Here is a 21,018-nt window from a genome sequence, read left to right on the forward strand (position 1 = left end):
CCACCGCACGACCCCGACCCCCGCCCGCCTCCGACGAGGACCCGGAGTCCGTGTCCATGACCGTCTGCCTGCTCCTGCTGGCCGCCGTCGCGCTGACGGCCGCCGTGCCGGTCCCCCGCGCGCTGACCCGGGCGGCGTGGCCCGAGCGGGAGCCCGTCGTCGCGCTGTGGGTGTGGCAGTGCCTGGTCGCCACGGTTCTGCTGTGCTGCCTCGCCGCCCTGGTGCTGGGCACCGCGGCCGTCTTCCACACCATTCACGACCGGGTCTTCGCCCCGGCGCCGCCGGCCGTGACCGCCGCGTACGACCTCTCGGCGGCGCCCGCCTGGACGGCCGTCATCACCCTGCTGCTGGCCTGCGGCGCCGCCTGGACCACCGCGATGCTCGCCCGCGAACTCGTCGAGGCGCGCCGGCGCCGCGGCCTGGCCCGCGCGCACCTGCGCGAACGCGCCCCCGACCTGCCCGCGGGCCTTCCGGCGGCCCGCGGGCCGCTGCTGGTGCTGGAGGACGAGTACCCCGACGCCCGGTGGATGCCCGGTCACCGCCCGCAGCTCGTCGTCACCACCGGCGCGCTGCGCCGGCTCACCGGCCACCAGCTCGACGCCGTCCTCGCCCACGAGCGCGGCCACGCCCGCGCCCGCCACGACTGGCTGCTGCACCTGTCGACCGCGCTGGCCACCGGCTTCCCGCGCATCCCGCTGTTCGCGCACTTCTGCGACCAGACCCACCGGCTGGTCGAACTGGCCGCCGACGACACGGCCTCCCGCCGCCACGGCCACCTCACCACGGCGCTGGCCCTGATCGAGCTCAACCAGCACCGCGGCGTCCTCTCCTGCGCCAACAGCCACCGCCTGCTGGGCGAGCGGGTGGACCGCCTCCTGGAGCCCCCTCCCCGGCTGAACCGCAGGCGCAGGGCGCTGACCACCGCGGCGGCGTCCCTGGTGCCCCTGCTCCCGCTGCTGATCACGTTCGCCCCGGGACTCACGGCCATGTGAGGCCCGCCCCTACGTCCAGTCGTCGGGTTCCGGCTCGGGCAGGTCCTGCGCCGGTTCCGGTTCGCCCGGGTCGGCCGTCCCGGCGCCGGCCGTCCCGGCACCGGCCGCTCCCGCGCCGGGCGGCCCGCCCAGCGACTCGAGCACCGCGAGCACCCCCTCCCCGTACGTCACCAGCTTCTTCTCGCCGACACCGCCGACCGTGCCGAGCTGTGACACGGAGGTCGGCCAGACCCCGACGATCTCCCGCAGGGTGGCGTCGTGGAAGATCACGTAGGCCGGGACTCCCTGCTCGCGGGCCTGTTCGGCGCGCCAGGCGCGCAGGGCCTCGAAGGCCGGGAGCAGCTCCTCGGGCAGCTCGGCCGCCGCCGCCTTGGGTTTGCGGTCGGCCCGGGCCGTCGACGCCCGCGCGGCCGCCGGTTTCCTCGGCTCCTTGCGCAGCGGCACCTCACGCTCGCTCCGCAGCACCGAGGCGCTGGTGCCGGTCAGCACCAGCGTGCCGTACTCGCCCTCGACCGCGAGCAGGCCCTGCGCCAGCAACTGCCGTACGACACCGCGCCATTCGCCCTCGGTGAGCTCCTCGCCGATACCGAAGACGGACAGCTGGTCGTGGTCGAACTGGATCACCTTGCCGGTGCGCTTGCCGAGCAGGATGTCGATGATCTGCCCCGCGCCGAACTTCTGCCCCCGCTCCCGCTTCAGCCGCACCACGGTCGACAGCACCTTCTGGGCCGCGACCGTGCCGTCCCAGGTCTCGGGCGGGGTCAGGCAGGTGTCGCAGTTGCCGCAGCCGGCCGGGTCCGGGTCCTGACCGAAGTAGGCGAGGAGCCGGCCGCGACGGCACTGGGCCGTCTCGCACAGGGCGAGCATCGCGTCCAGATGGGCCTGGGCCCGGCGGCGGAAGACCTCGTCGCCCTCGCCGGACTGGATGAGCTTGCGCTGCTGTATGACGTCGTTCAGGCCGTAGGCCATCCAGGCGGTCGACGGCAGGCCGTCGCGTCCCGCGCGGCCGGTCTCCTGGTAGTAGCCCTCGACCGACTTGGGCAGGTCCAGGTGGGCGACGAACCGTACGTCCGGCTTGTCGATGCCCATGCCGAAGGCGATGGTGGCGACCACGACCAGGCCGTCCTCGCGCAGGAAGCGGGACTGGTGCGCGGCGCGGGTGCCCGCGTCCAGACCGGCGTGGTAGGGCACCGCCTCGACGCCGTTGCGGGTGAGGAACTCCGCGGTCTTCTCCACCGAGTTGCGCGACAGGCAGTACACGATGCCCGCGTCGCCCGGGTGCTCCTGGTTGAGGAAGCTCAGCAGCTGCTTCTTGGGGTCGACCTTGGACACGATCCGGTACTGGATGTTGGGCCGGTCGAAGCTGGCCACGAAGTGCCGGGCGTGCGGCATGTCCAGCCGCTGGGTGATCTCCTGGTGCGTGGCGTGGGTGGCCGTGGCCGTGAGCGCGATCCGCGGCACGTCCGGCCAGCGCTCGCCCAGCAGTGACAGCGCCAGGTAGTCGGGGCGGAAGTCGTGGCCCCACTGGGACACGCAGTGCGCCTCGTCGATGGCGAAGACGGAGATCTTACCGCGGGAGAGCAGGTCGAGCGTGGCCTCCAGGCGCAGCCGCTCCGGTGCCAGGTAGAGCAGGTCCAGCTCGCCGGCCAGGAACTCCGCCTCCACCACGCGGCGCTCGTCGAAGTCCTGCGTGGAGTTGATGAACCCGGCGCGCGCGCCCAGTGCCCGCAGCGCGTCCACCTGGTCCTGCATCAGCGCGATGAGGGGCGAGACCACGACGCCCGTACCGGGTCTGACCAGGGCCGGAAGCTGGTAGCACAGCGACTTGCCGCCACCGGTGGGCATGAGGACGACGGCGTCGCCGCCCGCCACCACATGCTCGACGACCGCTTCCTGCTCGCCCCGGAAGGCCTCGTATCCGAAGACCCGGTGCAGCGTGGCCAGCGCCTCGCTCGCCTCGCTGTCCGTCACTGGCATCTCGGTGACACCGCCCGTCCCGCTCATCGTCTCGTCCCCCGTACGTCGTCCCTCGACCACTGCCTCCACGATAGGGGTCCGCGCCGACAGACCCCGGAGTTGTCCACAGGCCGCCGGTCCGAAGATCCGCACATACGACTGCCCGGCCCTCCGCTGACGGAGGTACCGGGCAGCCGCGCGTCGCGAGGACCGGGAATCGCCCTCAGCGCACGAACACCCCCGCCTGGTTCGCCAGGTCCAGGAAGTACTGCGGCGCCACACCGAGCACCACCGTGACCGCCACACCCACGCCGATCGCCGTCATCGTCAGCGGTGACGGAACCGCCACCGTCGGGCCCTCGGGACGCGGCTCGCTGAAGAACATCAGGACGATCACACGGATGTAGAAGAAGGCGGCGACCGCGGAGGAGATCACACCGATCACGACCAGCGGGACCGCGCCGCCCTCCGCAGCCGCCTTGAACACGGCGAACTTCCCCGCGAAGCCGGAGGTCAGCGGGATGCCGGCGAAGGCCAGCAGGAACACCGCGAAGACGGCCGCCACCAGCGGCGAACGGCGGCCGAGCCCCGCCCACTTGGACAGGTGCGTGGCCTCGCCGCCGGCGTCGCGCACCAGGGTGACCACGGCGAAGGCGCCGATCGTCACGAAGGAGTACGCGGCCAGGTAGAACAGGACGGAGGAGACGCCGTCCCTCGAGGTCGCGATGACACCCGCGAGGATGAAGCCGGCATGGGCGATCGACGAGTACGCCAGCAGCCGCTTGATGTCGGTCTGCGTGATCGCGACGACCGCACCGACCAGCATGGTGACGATCGCGACCGCCCACATCACCGGCCGCCAGTCCCAGCGCATGCCCGGCAGGACGACGTACAGCAGCCGCAGCAGCGCACCGAAGGCCGCCACCTTGGTCGCCGCCGCCATGAACCCGGTGACCGGGGTCGGCGCACCCTGGTAGACGTCCGGCGTCCACATGTGGAACGGCACGGCGCCCACCTTGAACAGCAGGCCCATCACGACCATCGCGGCGCCGATGAGCAGCAGCGCGTCGTTGCCCATGGTGTTGGCCAGCGCCGGGTCGAGCCTCGGCACGTTTCCGTCGACGACCTGCGCGATCGTCGCGTACGACACCGAGCCCGCGTACCCGTACAGCAGCGCGATGCCGAACAGTGTGAACGCGGAGGCGAACGCGCCCAGCAGGAAGTACTTGACCGCGGCCTCCTGCGACATCAGCCGCTTGCGGCGGGCAAGCGCGCACAGCAGGTACAGCGGGAGGGACAGGACCTCCAGGGCGACGAACAGGGTCAGCAGGTCGTTGGCCGACGGGAACACCAGCATGCCGGCGACCGCGAAGAGGAGCAGCGGGAAGACCTCGGTGGTGGTGAAACCGGCCTTGACCGCGGCCTTCTCGCTGTCGCTGCCCGGCACGGACGCCGCCTGCGCGGCGAAGGAGTCGACCCGGTTGCCGTGCGCGGCCGGGTCCAGTCGCCGTTCGGCGAAGGTGAACAGTCCGACCAGGGCCGCCAGCAGGATCGTGCCCTGCAGGAACAGGGAGGGTCCGTCGACGGCGATGGCGCCCATGGCCGCGATCCCCGCCCTGGTGGTGCCGTACCCGTCCGCCGCGAGCGCGACGACCGCGGAGAACGCGGCGCAGAGCGCGACGACGGACACGAACACCTGCGCGTAGTAGCGCGACTTGCGCGGGACGAACGCCTCGATGAGCACTCCGACGATCGCCGCGCCCACGACGATCAGAGTGGGCGACAACTGCCCGTATTCGATCTTCGGCGCGTCGATCTTCGAGATCGGGTCGGCCGCGGTTGTCCACAGACTGTGGACGGCTGCTGCGCTCACTTGGCCGCCTCCACCTCGGGCTTGGGGTCGGTCTTGTGTACGTCGGACATGGTCTGCTTGACCGCCGGGTTGACGATGTCCGTGACGGGCTTGGGATAGACGCCCAGGAAGACCAGCAGCACGATCAGCGGGGCCACAACCACCAGCTCCCGCACCCGGAGGTCCGGCATCGCCGAGACCTCCTTCCTGACCGGGCCGGTCATCGTCCTCTGGTAGAGGACGAGGGTGTACAGCGCGGCGAGCACGATGCCGAAGGTGGCGACGATGCCGACCGCCGGGTAGCGCGTGAACGTGCCGACCAGGACCAGGAACTCACTGACGAAGGGCGCCAGTCCCGGCAGCGACAGGGTGGCGAGGCCGCCGATCAGGAACGTGCCGGCGAGCACCGGGGCGACCTTCTGCACACCGCCGTAGTCGGCGATGAGCCGGGAGCCGCGACGGGAGATCAGGAAGCCGGCGATCAGCATGAGCACGGCCGTCGACAGGCCGTGGTTGACCATGTAGAGCGTCGCCCCGGACTGGCCCTGGCTGGTCATCGCGAAGATGCCCATGATGATGAAGCCGAAGTGCGAGATCGACGCGTACGCGATCAGGCGCTTGATGTCCCGCTGGCCGACCGCCAGCAGCGCGCCGTAGATGATGCTGATCACGGCCAGGACCAGGATGACCGGCGTGGCCCACTTGCTCGCCTCCGGGAACAGCTGGAGGCAGAAGCGGAGCATCGCGAAGGTGCCCACCTTGTCGACCACGGCCGTGATGAGGACGGCGACCGGCGCGGTGGACTCCTGCATGGCGTTGGGCAGCCAGGTGTGCAGCGGCCACAGCGGCGCCTTCACCGCGAAGGCGAAGAAGAAGCCGAGGAACAGCCAGCGTTCGACGTCGGTCCCCATGTGCAGCGAGCCGTTCGCACGCGCCTGCGCGATCTCGGTGAGCGAGAAGCTCCCGGCGACCACGTACAGGCCGATCACCGCGGCCAGCATGATCAGGCCGCCGACCAGGTTGTAGAGCAGGAACTTCACCGCCGCGTACGACCGCTGCGTCGACGCCGCCTTCTCCCCGTGCTCGTGGGCACGGTCCCCGAAGCCGCCGATCAGGAAGTACAGCGGGATCAGCATGGCTTCGAAGAAGATGTAGAAGAGGAAGACGTCGGTGGCCTCGAAGGAGATGATCACCATCGCCTCGAGGGCCAGGATCAGGGCGAAGAAGCCCTGCGTCGGCCGCCAGCGGCGGCTCCCGGTCTCCAGGGGGTCGGCGTCGTGCCAGCCCGCCAGCATCACGAACGGGACGAGCAGGGCGGTCAGCCCGATCAGCGCCACCGCGATGCCGTCCACGCCCAGCTCGTACCGGACCCCGAAGGCCGCGATCCAGGAGTGGGACTCGGTGAGCTGGTAACGGGCGCCGCCCGGGTCGAAGCGGACCAGGATGGTGGCCGCCAGCGCGAACGTGCCGAGCGAGACGGCCAGCGCGAGCCACTTGGCGGCGGTGCGCCGGGCGGCCGGCACGGCGGCCGTGGCGACGGCCCCGACGGCCGGGAGTACCGCCGTCGCTGTCAGCAGAGGAAAGGACATCGGTATCAGACCGCCCTCATCAGCAGGGTCGCGGCCACCAGGAGTGCCGCACCGCCGAACATCGAGACCGCGTAGGAACGCGCGAAGCCGTTCTGCAGCCGGCGCATTCGCCCGGACAGGCCGCCGACCGAGGCCGCCGTGCCGTTGACGACTCCGTCGACCAGGGTGTGGTCGAGGTACACCAGGGACCGCGTGAGGTGCTCGCCGCCGCGGACCAGGACGACGTGGTTGAAGTCGTCCTGGAGCAGGTCGCGCCGGGCGGCCCGGGTGAGCAGCGACCCGCGCGGGGCGACGACCGGGACCGGCTTGCGGCCGTACTGGCCCCAGGCGATGGCCACGCCGATCGCCAGGCAGACCATGGTCGCCGCGGTGACCGTCCACGCGCTGAGCGGCGAGTTGCCCTCGCTGTGTCCGGTGACCGGCTCCAGCCAGTGCAGGAAGCGGTCGCCGATGCTGAAGAACGCGCCGCCGAAGACCGACCCGACGGCCAGCACGATCATGGGGATCGTCATGACCTTGGGCGACTCGTGCGGGTGCGGCACAGCGTGCTCGCCGCGCTCCTCGGCCGCCGGCTCCACGTCGGGCTCGGCGGGGGACGGGGTCGGCAGGTTCCTCCAGCGCTCCTCGCCGAAGAACGTCATCAGCATCACGCGCGTCATGTAGAACGCGGTGATGGCCGCGCCCAGCAGCGCCGCGCCGCCGAGGATCCAGCCCTCGGTGCCGCCCTTGGCGAAGGCCGCCTCGATGATCCTGTCCTTGGAGAAGAAGCCGGACAGGCCCGGGAAGCCGATGATGGCAAGGTAGCCGAGGCCGAAGGTGACGAAGGTGACCGGCATGTACGTGCGCAGGCCGCCGTACTTGCGCATGTCGACCTCGTCGTTCATGCCGTGCATGACCGAACCGGCGCCGAGGAACAGCCCGGCCTTGAAGAAGCCGTGCGTGACCAGGTGCATGATCGCGAAGACGTAGCCGATGGGGCCGAGGCCCGCGGCCAGCACCATGTAGCCGATCTGCGACATGGTCGAGCCGGCCAGCGCCTTCTTGATGTCGTCCTTCGCGCAACCGACGATCGCACCGAACAGCAGCGTGACCGCGCCGACGACGGTGACCACGAGCTGTGCGCTGGGCGCGCCGTCGAAGACCGCCGCGGAGCGGACGATCAGGTAGACGCCCGCGGTGACCATCGTGGCGGCGTGGATGAGGGCGGAGACCGGGGTCGGGCCCTCCATCGCGTCCCCGAGCCAGGACTGCAGCGGCACCTGGGCGGACTTGCCGCAGGCGGCCAGCAGCAGCATCAGGGCGATGGCGGTGAGCCTGCCCTCGGAGGTGTCACCGGCGTGGCTGAACACCGGCCCGAAGGCGAAGGTCCCGAACGTCGTGAACATCAGCATGATCGCGATGGCCAGGCCCATGTCGCCGACCCGGTTGACCAGGAAGGCCTTCTTCGCGGCCGTGGCCGCGCTGGGCTTGTGCTGCCAGAAGCCGATCAGCAGGTAGGAGGCGAGACCGACGCCCTCCCAGCCGAAGTACAGCAGCAGGTAGTTGTCGGCGAGGACGAGCAGCAGCATCGCCGCGAGGAACAGGTTCAGATAGCCGAAGAAGCGGCGGCGCCGCTCGTCGTGCTCCATGTACCCGATCGAGTACAGGTGGATCAGCGAGCCGACGCCGGTGATCAGCAGCACGAACGTCATCGACAGCTGGTCGAGGCGGAACGTGACGTCCGCCTGGAAGCCGGCCACCGGGATCCAGCTGAACAGGTGCTGGGTCAGGGTCCGCTGGTCGGCGCTCCTGCCGAGCAGGTCGGCGAAGAGGACCAGGCCGATCACGAAGGAGGCGGCCGCGAGCAGGGTGCCGATCCAGTGGCCGACGGCGTCGAGGCGCCGGCCGCCGACCAGGAGGACGGCCGCTCCGAGCAGGGGCGCCGCGATCAGCAGCGCAATCAGGTTCTCCACGATTCTTCCGACCCCTTACAGCTTCATCAGGCTGGCGTCGTCGACCGAGGCCGAGTGGCGGGAACGGAACAGCGACACGATGATCGCGAGCCCGACCACGACCTCCGCTGCGGCGACGACCATCGTGAAGAACGCGATGATCTGGCCGTCGAGGTTGCCGTGCATCCGGGAGAAGGCGACGAGCGCGAGGTTGCAGGCGTTCAGCATCAGCTCGATGCACATGAAGACCACGATGGCGTTGCGCCGGATCAGCACGCCGGTGGCGCCGATCGTGAACAGCAGGGCGGCGAGATAGAGGTAGTTGACGGGATTCACTTCGACGCCTCCTCGGGCCGCTTGAAGGCCGTCGGCTCGATCTCGGTGCGCTCCAGGCGCTCCTCGGCGCGCTGCTCCAGGGCCCTCAGATCGTTGAGCGCCTCCGCGGAGACGTCCCGGATCTGGCCGCGCTCGCGCAGCGTCTTGCTGACGGTGAGCTCGGACGGGGTGCCGTCGGGCAGCAGGCCGGCGATGTCCACGGCGTTGTGGCGGGCGTAGACGCCCGGCGCCGGCAGCGGCGGTACGTGCGTCCCCTCGCGCACGCGCTGCTCGGCCAGCTCGCGCTGGGTCCGGGCCCGCTCGGTGCGCTGGCGGTGGGTGAGCACCATGGCGCCGACGGTGGCCGTGATGAGCAGGGCGCCGGTGAGCTCGAAGGCGAACACGTACCGGGTGAAGATGAGGGAGGCCAGGCCCTCCACGTTGCCGTTCGCGTTCGCCCTGCCGATGCCGTTGAAGTCCTTGAGGGAGGCGTGGGCGATGCCCGCGAAGAGCAGGACGCCGAAGCCGAGCCCGCACAACAGGGCCAGCCAGCGCTGGCCCTTGATGGTCTCCTTCAGGGAGTCCGCCGCGGTCACACCGACGAGCATCACCACGAACAGGAACAGCATCATGATCGCGCCGGTGTAGACGACGATCTGCACGACGCCCAGGAAGTAGGCGCCGTTGGCGAGGTAGAACACCGCCAGGACGATCATGGTGGCGGCCAGGCACAGCGCGCTGTGCACGGCCCTCTTCATGAAGACGGTGCACAGGGCGCCGATCACCGCGACGGTGCCGAGGACCCAGAACTGGAAGGCCTCTCCGGTGGAGGTGGAGTAGGCGGCGAGCTGAGCGCTCATGCCTCCACCTCCTGGTCTTCCGGCTTCTCTCCCTTGGAGACGGCGACCTGGCGCACCGTGCCGGGCGCGGCCTCCGTCACCAGGCCCCGGTAGTAGTCCTGCTCGTCCGTCCCCGGGTAGAGGGCGTGGGGCGTGTCGACCATGCCCTCTTCGAGGCCGGCGAGCAGCTGCTCCTTGGTGTAGATGAGGTTGGCGCGGCTGGAGTCGGCCAGTTCGAACTCGTTGGTCATCGTCAGCGCGCGCGTGGGGCACGCCTCGATGCACAGTCCGCACAGGATGCAGCGGGCGTAGTTGATCTGGTAGACGCGGCCGTACCGCTCGCCCGGCGAGTAGCGCTCCTCGTCGGTGTTGTCGGCGCCCTCCACGTAGATGGCGTCGGCGGGGCAGGCCCAGGCGCACAGTTCGCAGCCGACGCACTTCTCCAGGCCGTCCGGATGGCGGTTGAGCTGGTGCCGTCCGTGGAAGCGCGGAGCGGTGGTCTTCTTCTGCTCCGGGTACTGCTCGGTCAGCCGCTTCTTGAACATGGCCTTGAAGGTCACGCCGAAGCCGGCCACCGGGTTCAGGAAACCGGGGTCGGTCTCCTTGGGCTCCTCAGCCATCGGACGCCTCCTTTCCATCCAGAGATCCGTCACGTTCAGTGTCCGGCCCACCACTGACAATCAACTCGCGCTCCCGGCGCGGGCGGCGCCGCGGCACCGGTGGCAGCTCCTGCCCCGGCAGCGGCGGCACGGGGAATCCGCCGGCCATCGGGTCGAAGCCGGCGGGCTGGGCGGCGGGCTTCTCGGCGGCCTTCGTCCGCTCGCGGAACAGGTCGGCGACGAAGGACAGGACCAGTACGGCCAGCACGGCGCCGCCGACGTACAGGGCGATGTCGGTGAAGTCGACGTTCTCGTTGCGCAGCACCCGCACGGTCGCGACGAGCATCAGCCAGACCATGGAGGCCGGGATGAGCACCTTCCAGCCGAGCTTCATCAGCTGGTCGTAGCGGACCCGCGGAAGCGTGCCGCGCAGCCAGATGAAGAAGAACAGCAGCAGCTGGACCTTGATCACGAACCAGAGCAGCGGCCACCAGCCGTGGTTGGCGCCCTCCCAGAAGGTGCTGATCGGCCAGGGGGCCCGCCAGCCGCCCAGGAACAGCGTGGTCGCCACCGCCGAGACCGTCACCATGTTCACGTACTCGGCGAGCATGAACATCGCGAACTTGATCGACGAGTACTCGGTGTTGAAGCCGCCGACCAGGTCGCCCTCGGACTCCGGCATGTCGAACGGGGCGCGGTTGGTCTCGCCGACCATCGTGACGATGTAGAGGATGAAGGAGAACGGCAGCAACAGGATGTACCAGCGGTCGTGCTGCTGTTCGACGATCGCCGAGGTCGACATCGACCCCGAGTACAGGAACACGGAGGCGAACGCGACGCCCATGGCGATCTCGTAGGAGATCATCTGCGCGCAGGACCGCAGTCCGCCCAGGAGCGGGTAGGTGGATCCGGAGCTCCAGCCCGCCAGCACGATGCCGTAGATGCCGACGGAGGCGACCGCGAGGATGTAGAGCATCGCGATCGGCAGGTCGGTCAGCTGCATCGCGGTGCGGTGGCCGAAGATCGAGATCTCGTTGCCGGCCGGCCCGAAGGGGATCACCGCGATCGCCATGAAGGCCGGGATGGCCGCGACGATCGGCGCGAGGACGTAGACCACCTTGTCCGCGCGCTTGACGACGACGTCCTCCTTGAGCATCAGCTTCACGCCGTCGGCGAGCGACTGGAGCATGCCCCAGGGGCCGTTGCGGTTGGGGCCGACGCGCAGCTGCATCCAGGCGACGACCTTGCGCTCCCAGACGATGGAGAACAGCACGGTCACCATCAGGAAGGCGAAGCAGAACACCGCCTTGATGACGACCAGCCACCACGGGTCGGTGCCGAACATCGAAAGGTTCTCAGCGGCGAGGTACGGGTTCATGCCTCCACCTCCTCGGGGGCCTCGGTCGCGCGCGGCGCCGGGCCGATGCGGACGAGGGAGCCGGGCAGCGCCCCGGTGCCGGAGGCGACGCCCCCGCCGACGGAGTTCAGCGGGAGCCACACCACCCGGTCCGGCATCTCGGTGATCTCCAACGGGAGTGCGACCGATCCGGCGGAGCCGGTCACGGTGAGCAGGTCGCCGTCCACGACGCCCGCCTCGGCGGCCGTGGCGGGCGACACGCGTGCGCGTGCGGCGTGCCGGGTGCCGGCGAGCGCCTCGTCGCCCTCCTGCAGGACGCCGTGGTCGAGCAGCAGCCGGTGCCCGGCGAGCACGGCCTCCCCGGTGGCGGGCCGGGGCAGCACGCCCGTGCTCCCCTGCGGGTCGTCGGCGCGCGGCCCGGTCCAGGCGCCCAGCCGGTCCAGCTCCGCGCGTACGGTCCGCAGGTCCGGCAGGCCCAGGTGCACGTCCATGGCGTCGGCCAGCATCTGCAGGACGCGCGCGTCGGTGGGCGACAGCGTGCGGGGCATCTGGTCGGGCTTGAGCGCGGCCTCGAAGAAGCGGACCCTGCCCTCCCAGTTGAGGAAGGTGCCGGCCTTCTCGGCGACGGCGGCGACGGGAAGGACCACGTCCGCGCGTTCGGTGACCTCGCTGGGCCGCAGTTCCAGCGACACCACGAAGCCCACCTCGGACAGTGCCTCACGCGCGCGTGCCGGGTCGGGCAGGTCGGCGACCTCCACGCCGGCCACGAGCAGCGCCTGCAGTTCGCCGCCGGCCGCGGCCTCGATGATCCGGCCGGTGTCGCGGCCGTAGCGGTGCGGCAGTTCGGCGACGCGCCAGAGCGCGGCGACCTCCTCCCGCGCGCGCGGGTCGGTCGCCGGGCGCCCGCCCGGCAGCAGCGACGGCAGTGCGCCGGCCTCGACGGCACCGCGTTCGCCCGCCCGGCGCGGGATCCACACCAGCCGGGCGCCGGTGGCGGTCGCGGCCCGTACGGCGGCGGTCAGGCCGCCGGCGACTCCCGCGAGCCGTTCGCCGACGACGATGACCGCGCCCTCCGCGCGCAGCGCCTCGGCGGCCTCCGTGCCCTCGGCCTCCAGTCCGACGCCGCCCGCGAGCGCGTCCAGCCACTCGTTCTCGGTGCCGGGCGCGGCCGGCAGCAGCGTGCCGCCCACCTTCTTCAGGCCCCGTGTGGCGTGCGTGGCCAGCGCGAACACCTTCTGCCCGTGCCCCCGCCAGGCCTTGCGGAGCCGGAGGAAGACGCCGGGTGCCTCCTCCTCGGACTCGAACCCGACGAGTAGGACGGCGGGCGCCTTCTCCAGGGAGGTGTAGGTGACTCCGCTGCCGTCCAGGTCCCGGCCGTGTCCGGCGATCCGGGCGGCCAGGAAGTCGGCCTCCTCGCCGCTGTGCACGCGCGCGCGGAAGTCGATGTCGTTGGTGTCGAGCGCCACGCGCGCGAACTTGCTGTAGGCGTAGGCGTCCTCGACGGTGAGCCGGCCGCCGGTGAGGACACCGGTCCGCCCGCGCGAGGCGAGCAGGCCCTGGGCGGCGATCTCCAGTGCCTCCGGCCAGGACGCCGGCACCAGCTCGCCCTCGGGGTTGCGCACCAGGGGCGTGGTGAGCCGGTCCTTCATCTGCGCGTACCGGAACGCGAAGCGCCCCTTGTCGCAGATCCACTCCTCGTTGACCTCGGGGTCGTCGGCGGCGAGCCGCCGCATGACCTTGCCGCGCCGGTGGTCGGTGCGGGTGGCGCAGCCGCCCGCACAGTGCTCGCACACCGACGGCGAGGAGACGAGGTCGAAGGGACGGGAGCGGAACCGGTAGGCGGCCGAGGTGAGCGCGCCGACCGGGCAGATCTGGATGGTGTTGCCGGAGAAGTACGACTCGAAGGGGTCGCCCTCGCCGGTGCCGACCTGCTGCAGCGCGCCCCGCTCGATCAGGTCGATCATCGGGTCGCCGGCGATCTGGTTGGAGAACCGGGTGCAGCGGGCGCACAGCACGCACCGCTCGCGGTCGAGCAGCACCTGCGTGGAGAGCGGGACGGGCTTGGCGTACGTCCGCTTCTTCCCGTCGAAGCGGGACTCGGCGTTGCCGTGCGACATGGCCTGGTTCTGCAGCGGGCACTCGCCGCCCTTGTCGCAGACCGGGCAGTCCAGCGGGTGGTTGATGAGCAGCAGCTCCATCACACCCTTCTGGGCCTTCTCGGCGACCGGCGAGGTGAGCTGGGTCCTGACGACCATCCCGTCCGTGCAGGTGATCGTGCAGGACGCCATCGGCTTGCGCTGGCCCTCGACCTCGACGATGCACTGGCGGCAGGCACCGGCCGGGTCGAGCAGGGGGTGGTCGCAGAACCGGGGGATCTCGATGCCGAGCTGTTCGGCGGCCCGGATGACCAGGGTGCCCTTGGGCACGCTGACCTCGACCCCGTCGATCGTCAGCGTCACGAGATCTTCCGGCGGGACCGCTGCCTCGCCCCCGCCCGCGGGGCGTTGGCCCGCGGCGGAGCCGCCGAGGGATTGCTGTACGGTCATGCGGTCACCTCCGTGCGGTCGGCCCAGGCCGTGGACTTGGCCGGGTCGAAGGGGCAGCCCCGGCCCGTGATGTGCTGCTCGTACTCCTCGCGGAAGTACTTCAGGGAGGAGAAGATCGGGGAGGCGGAGCCGTCGCCGAGGGCGCAGAAGGACTTGCCGTTGACGTTGTCGGCGATGTCGTTCAGCTTGTCGAGGTCGGACATGACGCCCTTGCCGGCCTCGATGTCCCGCAGCAACTGCACCATCCAGTACGTCCCTTCGCGGCACGGCGTGCACTTGCCGCAGGACTCGTGGGCGTAGAACTCGGTCCACCGGGTCACGGCCCGCACCACGCACGTCGTCTCGTCGAAGCACTGCAGGGCCTTGGTGCCGAGCATGGACCCCGCGGCGCCCACTCCCTCGTAGTCGAGCGGGACGTCGAGGTGCTCGTCGGTGAACATCGGCGTCGAGGAGCCGCCCGGCGTCCAGAACTTCAGCCGGTGCCCGGGGCGCATGCCGCCGCTCATGTCGAGCAGCTGGCGCAGCGTGATGCCGAGCGGGGCCTCGTACTGGCCGGGGCTCGCGACATGGCCGCTGAGCGAGTAGAGCGTGAAGCCCGGGGACTTCTCGCTGCCCATCGACCTGAACCATTCCTTGCCGTTGTTCAGGATCGCGGGAACCGACGCGATCGACTCGACGTTGTTCACCACAGTCGGGCACGCGTAGAGGCCCGCGACGGCAGGGAAGGGGGGACGCAGCCGCGGTTGGCCGCGGCGGCCTTCGAGCGAGTCCAGCAGCGCGGTCTCCTCACCGCAGATGTACGCGCCCGCGCCCGCGTGCACGGTGAGTTCGAGGTCGAGGCCGCTGCCCAGGATGTTCTCGCCGAGGTAGCCGGCCGCGTAGGCCTCGCGCACGGCCGAGTGCAACCGCCGCAGTACGGGGACGACTTCTCCCCGCAGATAGATGAAGGCATGCGACGACCTGATGGCGTAGCACGCGATCACGATGCCCTCGATGAGGCTGTGCGGGTTCGCGAAGAGGAGCGGGATGTCCTTGCAGGTCCCGGGCTCCGATTCGTCGGCGTTGACAACAAGATAGTGCGGTTTTCCATCTCCCTGGGGAATGAACTGCCACTTCATTCCCGTCGGGAATCCCGCGCCGCCGCGCCCGCGCAGACCGGAGTCCTTGACGTACGCGATCACGTCGTCCGGCGACATGGCGAGCGCCTTGCGGAGCCCCTCGTACCCCTCGTGCCTCCGGTACACGTCCAGCGTCCAGGACCTGTCCTCGTCCCAGAAGGCCGACAGCACGGGTACGAGCAGCTTCTCCGGACTGCTCTCGTTGATCTCGGGTGCCAAGGTCATCCCTCCCCCTCCTCTCCGACAGGTCCCGCCGGATGGGACGGATCGGATGCCGATGTGTCCTGCGGCGCGTCGTGCGAGCTCAGGTGCTCGGTCGGCGACGGCCGGTGCACGGCGTCCCGCGGCCCGGCGTCCTGCGGTCCGCCGTCGCGCGGGTGCACCACGCGCGCGGGTGCGGCCTCTCCCTTGGCCAGGCGGAGGCCCACCAGCGAGGCGTGCCCCGCGCTGCCGCCGGCCTCCGTCGCCCCTTCGCGCTCGTCGGGGAAGCCCGCCAGGATCCGGGCGGTCTCCTTGAAGGTGCACAGCGGCGCGCCGCGCGTGGGCGTCACCGGCCGTCCCTCGCGCAGGTCGTCGACCAGGCGTTTGACGCTCGCCGGGGTCTGGTTGTCGAAGAACTCCCAGTTGACCATCACGACCGGCGCGTAGTCGCAGGCCGCGTTGCACTCGATGTGCTCCAGGGTGACCTTGCCGTCGTCGGTGGTCCCGCCGTTGCCGACGCCGAGGTGCTCCTGGAGCGCCTCGAAGATGGCGTCACCGCCCATCACGGCGCACAGGGTGTTGGTGCAGACGCCCACCTGGTAGTCACCGGACGGCTTGCGCCGGTACATGGTGTAGAAGGTGGCGACCGCGGTGACCTCGGCCGTGGTCAGGCCGAGCACGTCCGCGCAGAACCGCATCCCGGTGCGCGTGACGTGCCCCTCCTCCGACTGCACCAGGTGCAGCAGCGGCAGCAGGGCCGACCGGGAGTCCGGGTAGCGGGCGATGATCTCGCGCGCGTCCCGCTCGAGCCGGGTGCGGACGTCGTCCGGGTAGTCGGGCGCGGGCAGTTCGGGCATGCCCAGGCTGACGCCCCGCTCCGAAGGACTGGTGGTCACCGGTCGACGCCTCCCATCACGGGGTCGATGGACGCGACGGCGACGATGACGTCGGCGACCTGGCCGCCCTCGCACATCGCCGCCATCGACTGCAGGTTGGTGAAGGACGGGTCGCGGAAGTGGACCCGGTAGGGGCGGGTGCCGCCGTCGGAGACGACGTGCACCCCGAGTTCGCCCTTGGGCGACTCGACCGCCGCGTACGCCTGTCCCGGCGGGACGCGGAAGCCTTCGGTGACCAGCTTGAAGTGGTGGATCAAGGCCTCCATGGAGGTGCCCATGATCTTCTTGATGTGGTCGAGGGAGTTGCCGAGGCCGTCCGGTCCCAGGGCGAGCTGGGCGGGCCAGGCGATCTTCTTGTCGGCGACCATGACCGGGCCCGGCTCCAGCCGGTCCAGGCACTGCTCGACGATCCTGAGCGACTGGCGCATCTCCTCCAGGCGGATCAGGAAGCGGCCGTAGGAGTCGCAGGTGTCGGCGGTCGGGATGTCGAAGTCGTACGTCTCGTAGCCGCAGTAGGGCTGCGCCTTGCGCAGGTCGTGCGGCAGGCCGGTGGCGCGCAGGATCGGGCCGGTGGCGCCGAGGGCCATGCAGCCGGCCAGGTCGAGGTAGCCGATGTCCTGCATACGGGCCTTGAAGATGGGGTTCCCGGTGGCGAGCTTGTCGTACTCCGGGAGGTTCTTCTTCATCTTCTTCACGAACTCGCGGATCTGGTCCACCGCGCCGGGCGGCAGGTCCTGGGCGAGTCCGCCGGGCCGGATGTACGCGTGGTTCATCCTGAGGCCCGTGATGAGCTCGTAGAGGTCGAGAATCATTTCACGATCACGGAATCCGTAGATCATGATCGTGGTGGCGCCGAGCTCCATACCGCCGGTGGCGATGCACACCAGGTGGGAGGAGAGCCGGTTCAGCTCCATCAGGAGTACCCGGATGATCTTGGCGCGCTCGGTGATCTGGTCCTCGATGCCGAGGAGTTTCTCGACGGCGAGGCAGTAGGCGGTCTCGTTGAAGAAGGACGTCAGGTAGTCCATGCGCGTGACGAAGGTGGTGCCCTGCGTCCACGTGCGGAACTCGAGGTTCTTCTCGATGCCGGTGTGCAGGTAGCCGATGCCGCAGCGGGCCTCGGTGACCGTCTCGCCGTCGATCTCCAGGATCAGGCGCAGCACCCCGTGGGTGGAGGGGTGCTGGGGCCCCATGTTGACGACGATGCGCTCGTCGTCGGTGCGGGCCGCGGACTGGGCGACCTCGTCCCAGTCGCCACCGGTGACCGTGTAGACGGTGCCCTCGGTGGTCTCGCGTGCCGACGCCGCGGAAGCGGCGGATGCTGACTGCGTGCTCACGAGTACGACCTCCGCTGGTCCGGAGCCGGGATCTGGGCGCCCTTGTACTCGACGGGGATGCCGCCGAGGGGGTAGTCCTTGCGCTGCGGATGGCCCTGCCAGTCGTCCGGCATCATGATCCGCGTCAGGGCCGGGTGACCGTCGAAGACCAGTCCGAAGAAGTCGTAGGTCTCGCGCTCGTGCCAGTCGTTCGTCGGATAGACGGAGACCAGCGACGGGATGTGCGGGTCGCTGTCGGGGGCGCTGACCTCGATGCGGATCAGCCGGTTGTGGGTGATCGAGCGCAGGTGGTAGACGGCGTGCAGCTCGCGGCCCTTGTCGTGCGGGTAGTGGACGCCGCTGACACCGGTGCACAGCTCGAAGCGCAGGGCCGGGTCGTCGCGCAGGGTGCGGGCGACGCGGACCAGGTGCTCGCGCTCGATGTGGAAGGTGAGCTCGCCGCGGTCGACGACCGTCTTCTCGATCGCGTTCTCCGGGAGGAGGCCCTGCTCCTCCAGCGCGCCCTCGAGTTCGTCGGCGACCTCGTCGAACCACCCGCCGTAGGGCCGGCTCGCCGGTCCCGGGAGCCGGACCGAGCGGACCAGGCCGCCGTAGCCGGAGGTGTCGCCGCCGTTGTTGGCGCCGAACATGCCGCGCTGGACGCGGATCTCCTCGCCGCCCTGGCCGCGCTGACCGGGGAGGTTGTCGGCGGCGAGGTCCTTCTCGGGGTTGACCCCGTTCGTGGCCCCGTTCGCGGAGCCGTTCACGCCGTTCGCGTCCTTGCCGTTGGCGTCACTCATCGCAGCAGCCCCTTCATCTCGATCGTGGGCAGGGCCTTGAGCGCCGCCTCCTCCGCCTCGCGGGCCGCCTCCTCGGCGTTCACGCCGAGCTTGGAGGACTGGATCTTCTGGTGGAGCTTGAGGATCGCGTCCAACAGCATCTCGGGCCGCGGCGGGCAGCCCGGCAGGTAGATGTCGACGGGGACGATGTGGTCGACGCCCTGGACGATCGCGTAGTTGTTGAACATGCCGCCCGAGGAGGCGCAGACACCCATGGAGATCACCCACTTGGGGTTGGGCATCTGGTCGTAGACCTGCCTGAGGACCGGCGCCATCTTCTGGCTGACCCGGCCGGCCACGATCATCAGGTCCGCCTGGCGGGGCGAACCGCGGAAGACCTCCATGCCGAAGCGCGCCAGGTCGTAGCGGCCGGCGCCGGTGGTCATCATCTCGATCGCGCAGCAGGCGAGGCCGAAGGTGGCCGGGAAGACGGACGCCTTGCGCACCCAGCCCGCGGCCTGCTCGACGGTGGTCAGCAGGAAACCGCTCGGCAGCTTTTCTTCGAGTCCCATGTCGTTAAAGGCCCCTCAGTCCCATTCCAGGCCGCCGCGCCGCCATACGTACGCGTACGCGACGAAGACGGTGAGCACGAAGAGCAGCATCTCCACGAGCCCGAAAACACCCAGGGCGTCGAAGGTGACGGCCCAGGGGTAGAGGAAGACGATCTCGATGTCGAAGACGATGAAGAGCATCGCCGTCAGGTAGTACTTGATGGGGAAGCGCCCGCCGCCGGCCGGCGTGGGGGTCGGCTCGATACCGCACTCGTAGGCCTCGAGCTTGGCGCGGTTGTACCGCTTCGGCCCGATCAGGGTGGCCATGATCACGGAGAAGATCGCAAAGCCTGCCCCGAGGGCTCCCAGTACGAGGATGGGCGCATACGCGTTCACCGCTCCTCGCTCCTCTCAGTCGGCACTGACTGCTGGCGGTAGCGGGCTCACAGCCGTCTCACATGCCCCGCCACCCCCGCTTGTGCCGACGAAGATCGAGAACATGTGAAGCAGGTCACAAGCCCAACTGCCTCGCATCCTATGCCCGACGCTCTGTGATCTGCGACACGGGGTATTGCATGAGCTTTGTGATCTTCACCACCTGACGAACGATCATCAAGTCGGATGAGCGGTGACCTTCGCACGCGAAGCACCTGTGTGATCACTACTGGTTACATTTTACCTCGTATTCGCAGGTCGGAGGGGGTGCGCATTATCAGACGCCCGACGCTCTGCGCAAAGTGGCGGAGCTCGTCAAGACCTTGGTATGGAGCGGCTTTTCACACATCAGGGGGACGGCGACACGAGATGTGGACACGTTCACCCCTTCACAAGCCGGAGAGCGCGCCCCGCGGCCCCCCGCCGGCACCCCCTCGCCCAATGGGGCTCACGTGACATGAGGGACCAGTGGGACCTGGCGTGAAGGCGCGCCGCGGGACGGCGGCCGTTCCGTGACCTCCGTCACATTCATGAGGGGCGCGTGAGAACCGGGCTTGGCCAACGGCCTCAATCGGTGGTAAGTCCGGAGCAATTCGGGCGTAACAGCGAAAGCCCATGATCACAGGCATGATCACGTGCGTCCGCTATGTCCGTTGTGCCGTCAATAAGGAATCAGGACCTGGGGATTTGGGCGCTCCATTGAACAAATGTGGCGCACCACACGTTCCTTGAAGATATGAAGGAGCCCCTGGTACCGGTTGTTCCCATGTCCCACACCGCTCACATACGCAGCCACCGGAAGCCCCGCCGTAGCGCGTCGAAACTCGCGATGCGGGCCGGAGTTGCCAGTGGCGTCTTCGGCAGCCTGGCAGTGGCCGGTGCGTCGGCGTCGGCGAACGCCGCCGAGCCGGTGACCCAGACCCTCGAACTGCCCACCCTGACGGCCGACCTGGCCGCCCAGGTGGCCCAGTCGGCGGACGCCACCCAGCAGGCCGCGGCGAACTACCAGCTGCAGGCCGAGCGCGACGCGGCCGCCGCGAAGGCCGCGAAGCAGGCCAAGGCGGACCTCGCCGCCGCCAAGGAGGCCGAAGCCAAGAAGAAGGCCGAGGCCCGCAAGAAGGCCGCCGAGGCCGCCCGCAAGGCCGCCGCCGAGCGTGCCTCGCGTACCACCGAGCGGACCGTGCTCGCCACCCCGGCGAGCGTCAGCACCACCACCACGAGCACGTCCACGGCGACCGGTTCGGCCGCGGCCGTCGTCTCGTTCGTCAAGGCCCAGGTCGGCAAGGCCTACGTCTCCGGTGCCACCGGTCCGTCCGCCTACGACTGCTCCGGCCTGGTGCAGACCGCCTTCAAGCAGGTGGGCATCAGCCTGCCGCGCGTCTCCCAGAACCAGTCGACCGCCGGCACCCAGGTGTCGCTGTCCAACCTGCAGCCGGGCGACATCCTCTACTGGGGTGGCGCGGGCAGCGCGTACCACGTGGGGGTGTACGTCGGCAACGGCATGTTCGTCGGCGCGCAGAACTCCTCCACGGGCGTCGTCGAGCGGCCGCTGTCCTACGACCCGCCGAGCGGCGCGGTCCGGGTGCTCTGAGGCCTCACGCACCCACACACGGCCGTACATGCCGAAGGGCCGCAGCCGCTCGGGGGCTGCGGCCCTTCGGCACGCCTGTGCACGCTCCGGGCTTCGAGCGCACTCCGGAGCTTCGAGCGCACTCCGGCACCACTCAGGGGGCGCTCACCCACGCG

General features: G+C 70.0%; 17 protein-coding genes. 2 read left to right on the forward strand and 15 right to left on the reverse strand.

Annotated features, from left to right (window positions below):
* Positions 1-56: 56 nt before the first annotated feature.
* Positions 57-992 (forward strand): M56 family metallopeptidase, encoded by a 936-nt coding sequence (locus tag C1I97_RS06895; protein WP_111002337.1) that lies wholly within the window; start codon positions 57-59, stop codon positions 990-992.
* A gap of 9 nt (positions 993-1,001) precedes the next feature.
* Here C1I97_RS06895 and recQ read toward each other — a convergent pair whose 3' ends face one another.
* The 15 genes from recQ to C1I97_RS06970 form a co-directional block, all read right to left on the reverse strand.
* The gene (gene recQ / locus C1I97_RS06900) at positions 1,002-2,996 is read right to left on the reverse strand and encodes a DNA helicase RecQ (protein WP_111002338.1); all 1,995 of its coding nucleotides are present in this window, start codon (positions 2,994-2,996) and stop codon (positions 1,002-1,004) included.
* 175 nt (positions 2,997-3,171) lie between these two features.
* Complete coding sequence (nuoN, locus tag C1I97_RS06905) at positions 3,172-4,821, reverse strand: NADH-quinone oxidoreductase subunit NuoN (protein WP_111002339.1); 1,650 nt, start codon at positions 4,819-4,821, stop codon at positions 3,172-3,174.
* Complete coding sequence (locus C1I97_RS06910) at positions 4,818-6,389, reverse strand: NADH-quinone oxidoreductase subunit M (protein WP_111002340.1); 1,572 nt, start codon at positions 6,387-6,389, stop codon at positions 4,818-4,820. Before C1I97_RS06910 ends, nuoN begins: the two co-directional genes overlap by 4 nt.
* A 5-nt stretch (positions 6,390-6,394) precedes the next feature.
* Positions 6,395-8,341 (reverse strand): NADH-quinone oxidoreductase subunit L, encoded by a 1,947-nt coding sequence (nuoL, locus tag C1I97_RS06915; RefSeq protein ID WP_111002341.1) that lies wholly within the window; start codon positions 8,339-8,341, stop codon positions 6,395-6,397.
* A gap of 15 nt (positions 8,342-8,356) precedes the next feature.
* On the reverse strand, positions 8,357-8,656 hold the full coding sequence (gene nuoK / locus C1I97_RS06920; protein WP_019756142.1) for an NADH-quinone oxidoreductase subunit NuoK: 300 nt from the start codon (positions 8,654-8,656) through the stop codon (positions 8,357-8,359).
* Positions 8,653-9,495 (reverse strand): NADH-quinone oxidoreductase subunit J, encoded by an 843-nt coding sequence (locus C1I97_RS06925; protein WP_111002342.1) that lies wholly within the window; start codon positions 9,493-9,495, stop codon positions 8,653-8,655. Before C1I97_RS06925 ends, nuoK begins: the two co-directional genes overlap by 4 nt.
* Entirely contained in the window at positions 9,492-10,094 is a 603-nt protein-coding gene (gene nuoI, locus C1I97_RS06930) for an NADH-quinone oxidoreductase subunit NuoI (RefSeq protein ID WP_111002343.1), read from the reverse strand. The genes C1I97_RS06925 and nuoI overlap by 4 nt, the downstream gene beginning before the upstream one ends.
* Positions 10,087-11,451, reverse strand: coding sequence for an NADH-quinone oxidoreductase subunit NuoH (gene nuoH, locus C1I97_RS06935; RefSeq protein WP_111002344.1), 1,365 nt, complete (start codon positions 11,449-11,451; stop codon positions 10,087-10,089). Before nuoH ends, nuoI begins: the two co-directional genes overlap by 8 nt.
* Positions 11,448-13,976: an NADH-quinone oxidoreductase subunit G gene (locus tag C1I97_RS06940; protein ID WP_111002345.1), complete on the reverse strand. Its 2,529-nt coding sequence runs from the start codon at positions 13,974-13,976 to the stop codon at positions 11,448-11,450. The genes nuoH and C1I97_RS06940 overlap by 4 nt, the downstream gene beginning before the upstream one ends.
* The gene (gene nuoF / locus C1I97_RS06945) at positions 13,973-15,319 is read right to left on the reverse strand and encodes an NADH-quinone oxidoreductase subunit NuoF (protein ID WP_111002346.1); all 1,347 of its coding nucleotides are present in this window, start codon (positions 15,317-15,319) and stop codon (positions 13,973-13,975) included. The genes C1I97_RS06940 and nuoF overlap by 4 nt, the downstream gene beginning before the upstream one ends.
* The gene (gene nuoE / locus C1I97_RS06950) at positions 15,316-16,191 is read right to left on the reverse strand and encodes an NADH-quinone oxidoreductase subunit NuoE (protein WP_111002347.1); all 876 of its coding nucleotides are present in this window, start codon (positions 16,189-16,191) and stop codon (positions 15,316-15,318) included. Before nuoE ends, nuoF begins: the two co-directional genes overlap by 4 nt.
* Positions 16,188-17,528 carry an NADH-quinone oxidoreductase subunit D gene (locus C1I97_RS06955; protein WP_111002348.1) on the reverse strand — a complete coding sequence of 447 codons (1,341 nt, stop codon included), beginning with the start codon at positions 17,526-17,528 and terminating at the stop codon, positions 16,188-16,190. The genes nuoE and C1I97_RS06955 overlap by 4 nt, the downstream gene beginning before the upstream one ends.
* Entirely contained in the window at positions 17,525-18,307 is a 783-nt protein-coding gene (locus C1I97_RS06960) for an NADH-quinone oxidoreductase subunit C (RefSeq protein ID WP_111002349.1), read from the reverse strand. Before C1I97_RS06960 ends, C1I97_RS06955 begins: the two co-directional genes overlap by 4 nt.
* Complete coding sequence (locus C1I97_RS06965; protein ID WP_030610600.1) at positions 18,304-18,858, reverse strand: NuoB/complex I 20 kDa subunit family protein; 555 nt, start codon at positions 18,856-18,858, stop codon at positions 18,304-18,306. Before C1I97_RS06965 ends, C1I97_RS06960 begins: the two co-directional genes overlap by 4 nt.
* A 15-nt stretch (positions 18,859-18,873) precedes the next feature.
* Positions 18,874-19,233: an NADH-quinone oxidoreductase subunit A gene (locus C1I97_RS06970; RefSeq protein ID WP_009310323.1), complete on the reverse strand. Its 360-nt coding sequence runs from the start codon at positions 19,231-19,233 to the stop codon at positions 18,874-18,876.
* 805 nt (positions 19,234-20,038) lie between these two features.
* Here C1I97_RS06970 and C1I97_RS06975 point away from each other — a divergent pair.
* On the forward strand, positions 20,039-20,863 hold the full coding sequence (locus C1I97_RS06975; protein ID WP_111002350.1) for a C40 family peptidase: 825 nt from the start codon (positions 20,039-20,041) through the stop codon (positions 20,861-20,863).
* The last annotated feature ends 155 nt before the right edge of the window (positions 20,864-21,018 follow it).

The organism is Streptomyces sp. NTH33, assembly GCF_003236365.1.
GTDB lineage: Bacteria > Actinomycetota > Actinomycetes > Streptomycetales > Streptomycetaceae > Streptomyces.

Excerpts from the sequence above, each read along its gene's own strand:
- C1I97_RS06910 (WP_111002340.1), bottom strand. The coding sequence starts at position 6,389 with ATGTCCTTTCCTCTGCTGACAGCGACGGCGGTACTCCCGGCCGTCGGG.
- nuoF (WP_111002346.1), bottom strand. The coding sequence starts at position 15,319 with ATGACCTTGGCACCCGAGATCAACGAGAGCAGTCCGGAGAAGCTGCTC.
- C1I97_RS06965 (WP_030610600.1), bottom strand. The coding sequence starts at position 18,858 with ATGGGACTCGAAGAAAAGCTGCCGAGCGGTTTCCTGCTGACCACCGTC.
- C1I97_RS06975 (WP_111002350.1), top strand. The coding sequence starts at position 20,039 with ATGTCCCACACCGCTCACATACGCAGCCACCGGAAGCCCCGCCGTAGC.
- C1I97_RS06940 (WP_111002345.1), bottom strand. The coding sequence starts at position 13,976 with ATGACCGTACAGCAATCCCTCGGCGGCTCCGCCGCGGGCCAACGCCCC.
- nuoH (WP_111002344.1), bottom strand. The coding sequence starts at position 11,451 with ATGAACCCGTACCTCGCCGCTGAGAACCTTTCGATGTTCGGCACCGAC.
- C1I97_RS06960 (WP_111002349.1), bottom strand. The coding sequence starts at position 18,307 with ATGAGTGACGCCAACGGCAAGGACGCGAACGGCGTGAACGGCTCCGCG.
- recQ (WP_111002338.1), bottom strand. The coding sequence starts at position 2,996 with ATGAGCGGGACGGGCGGTGTCACCGAGATGCCAGTGACGGACAGCGAG.
- C1I97_RS06925 (WP_111002342.1), bottom strand. The coding sequence starts at position 9,495 with ATGAGCGCTCAGCTCGCCGCCTACTCCACCTCCACCGGAGAGGCCTTC.
- nuoI (WP_111002343.1), bottom strand. The coding sequence starts at position 10,094 with ATGGCTGAGGAGCCCAAGGAGACCGACCCCGGTTTCCTGAACCCGGTG.
- C1I97_RS06895 (WP_111002337.1), top strand. The coding sequence starts at position 57 with ATGACCGTCTGCCTGCTCCTGCTGGCCGCCGTCGCGCTGACGGCCGCC.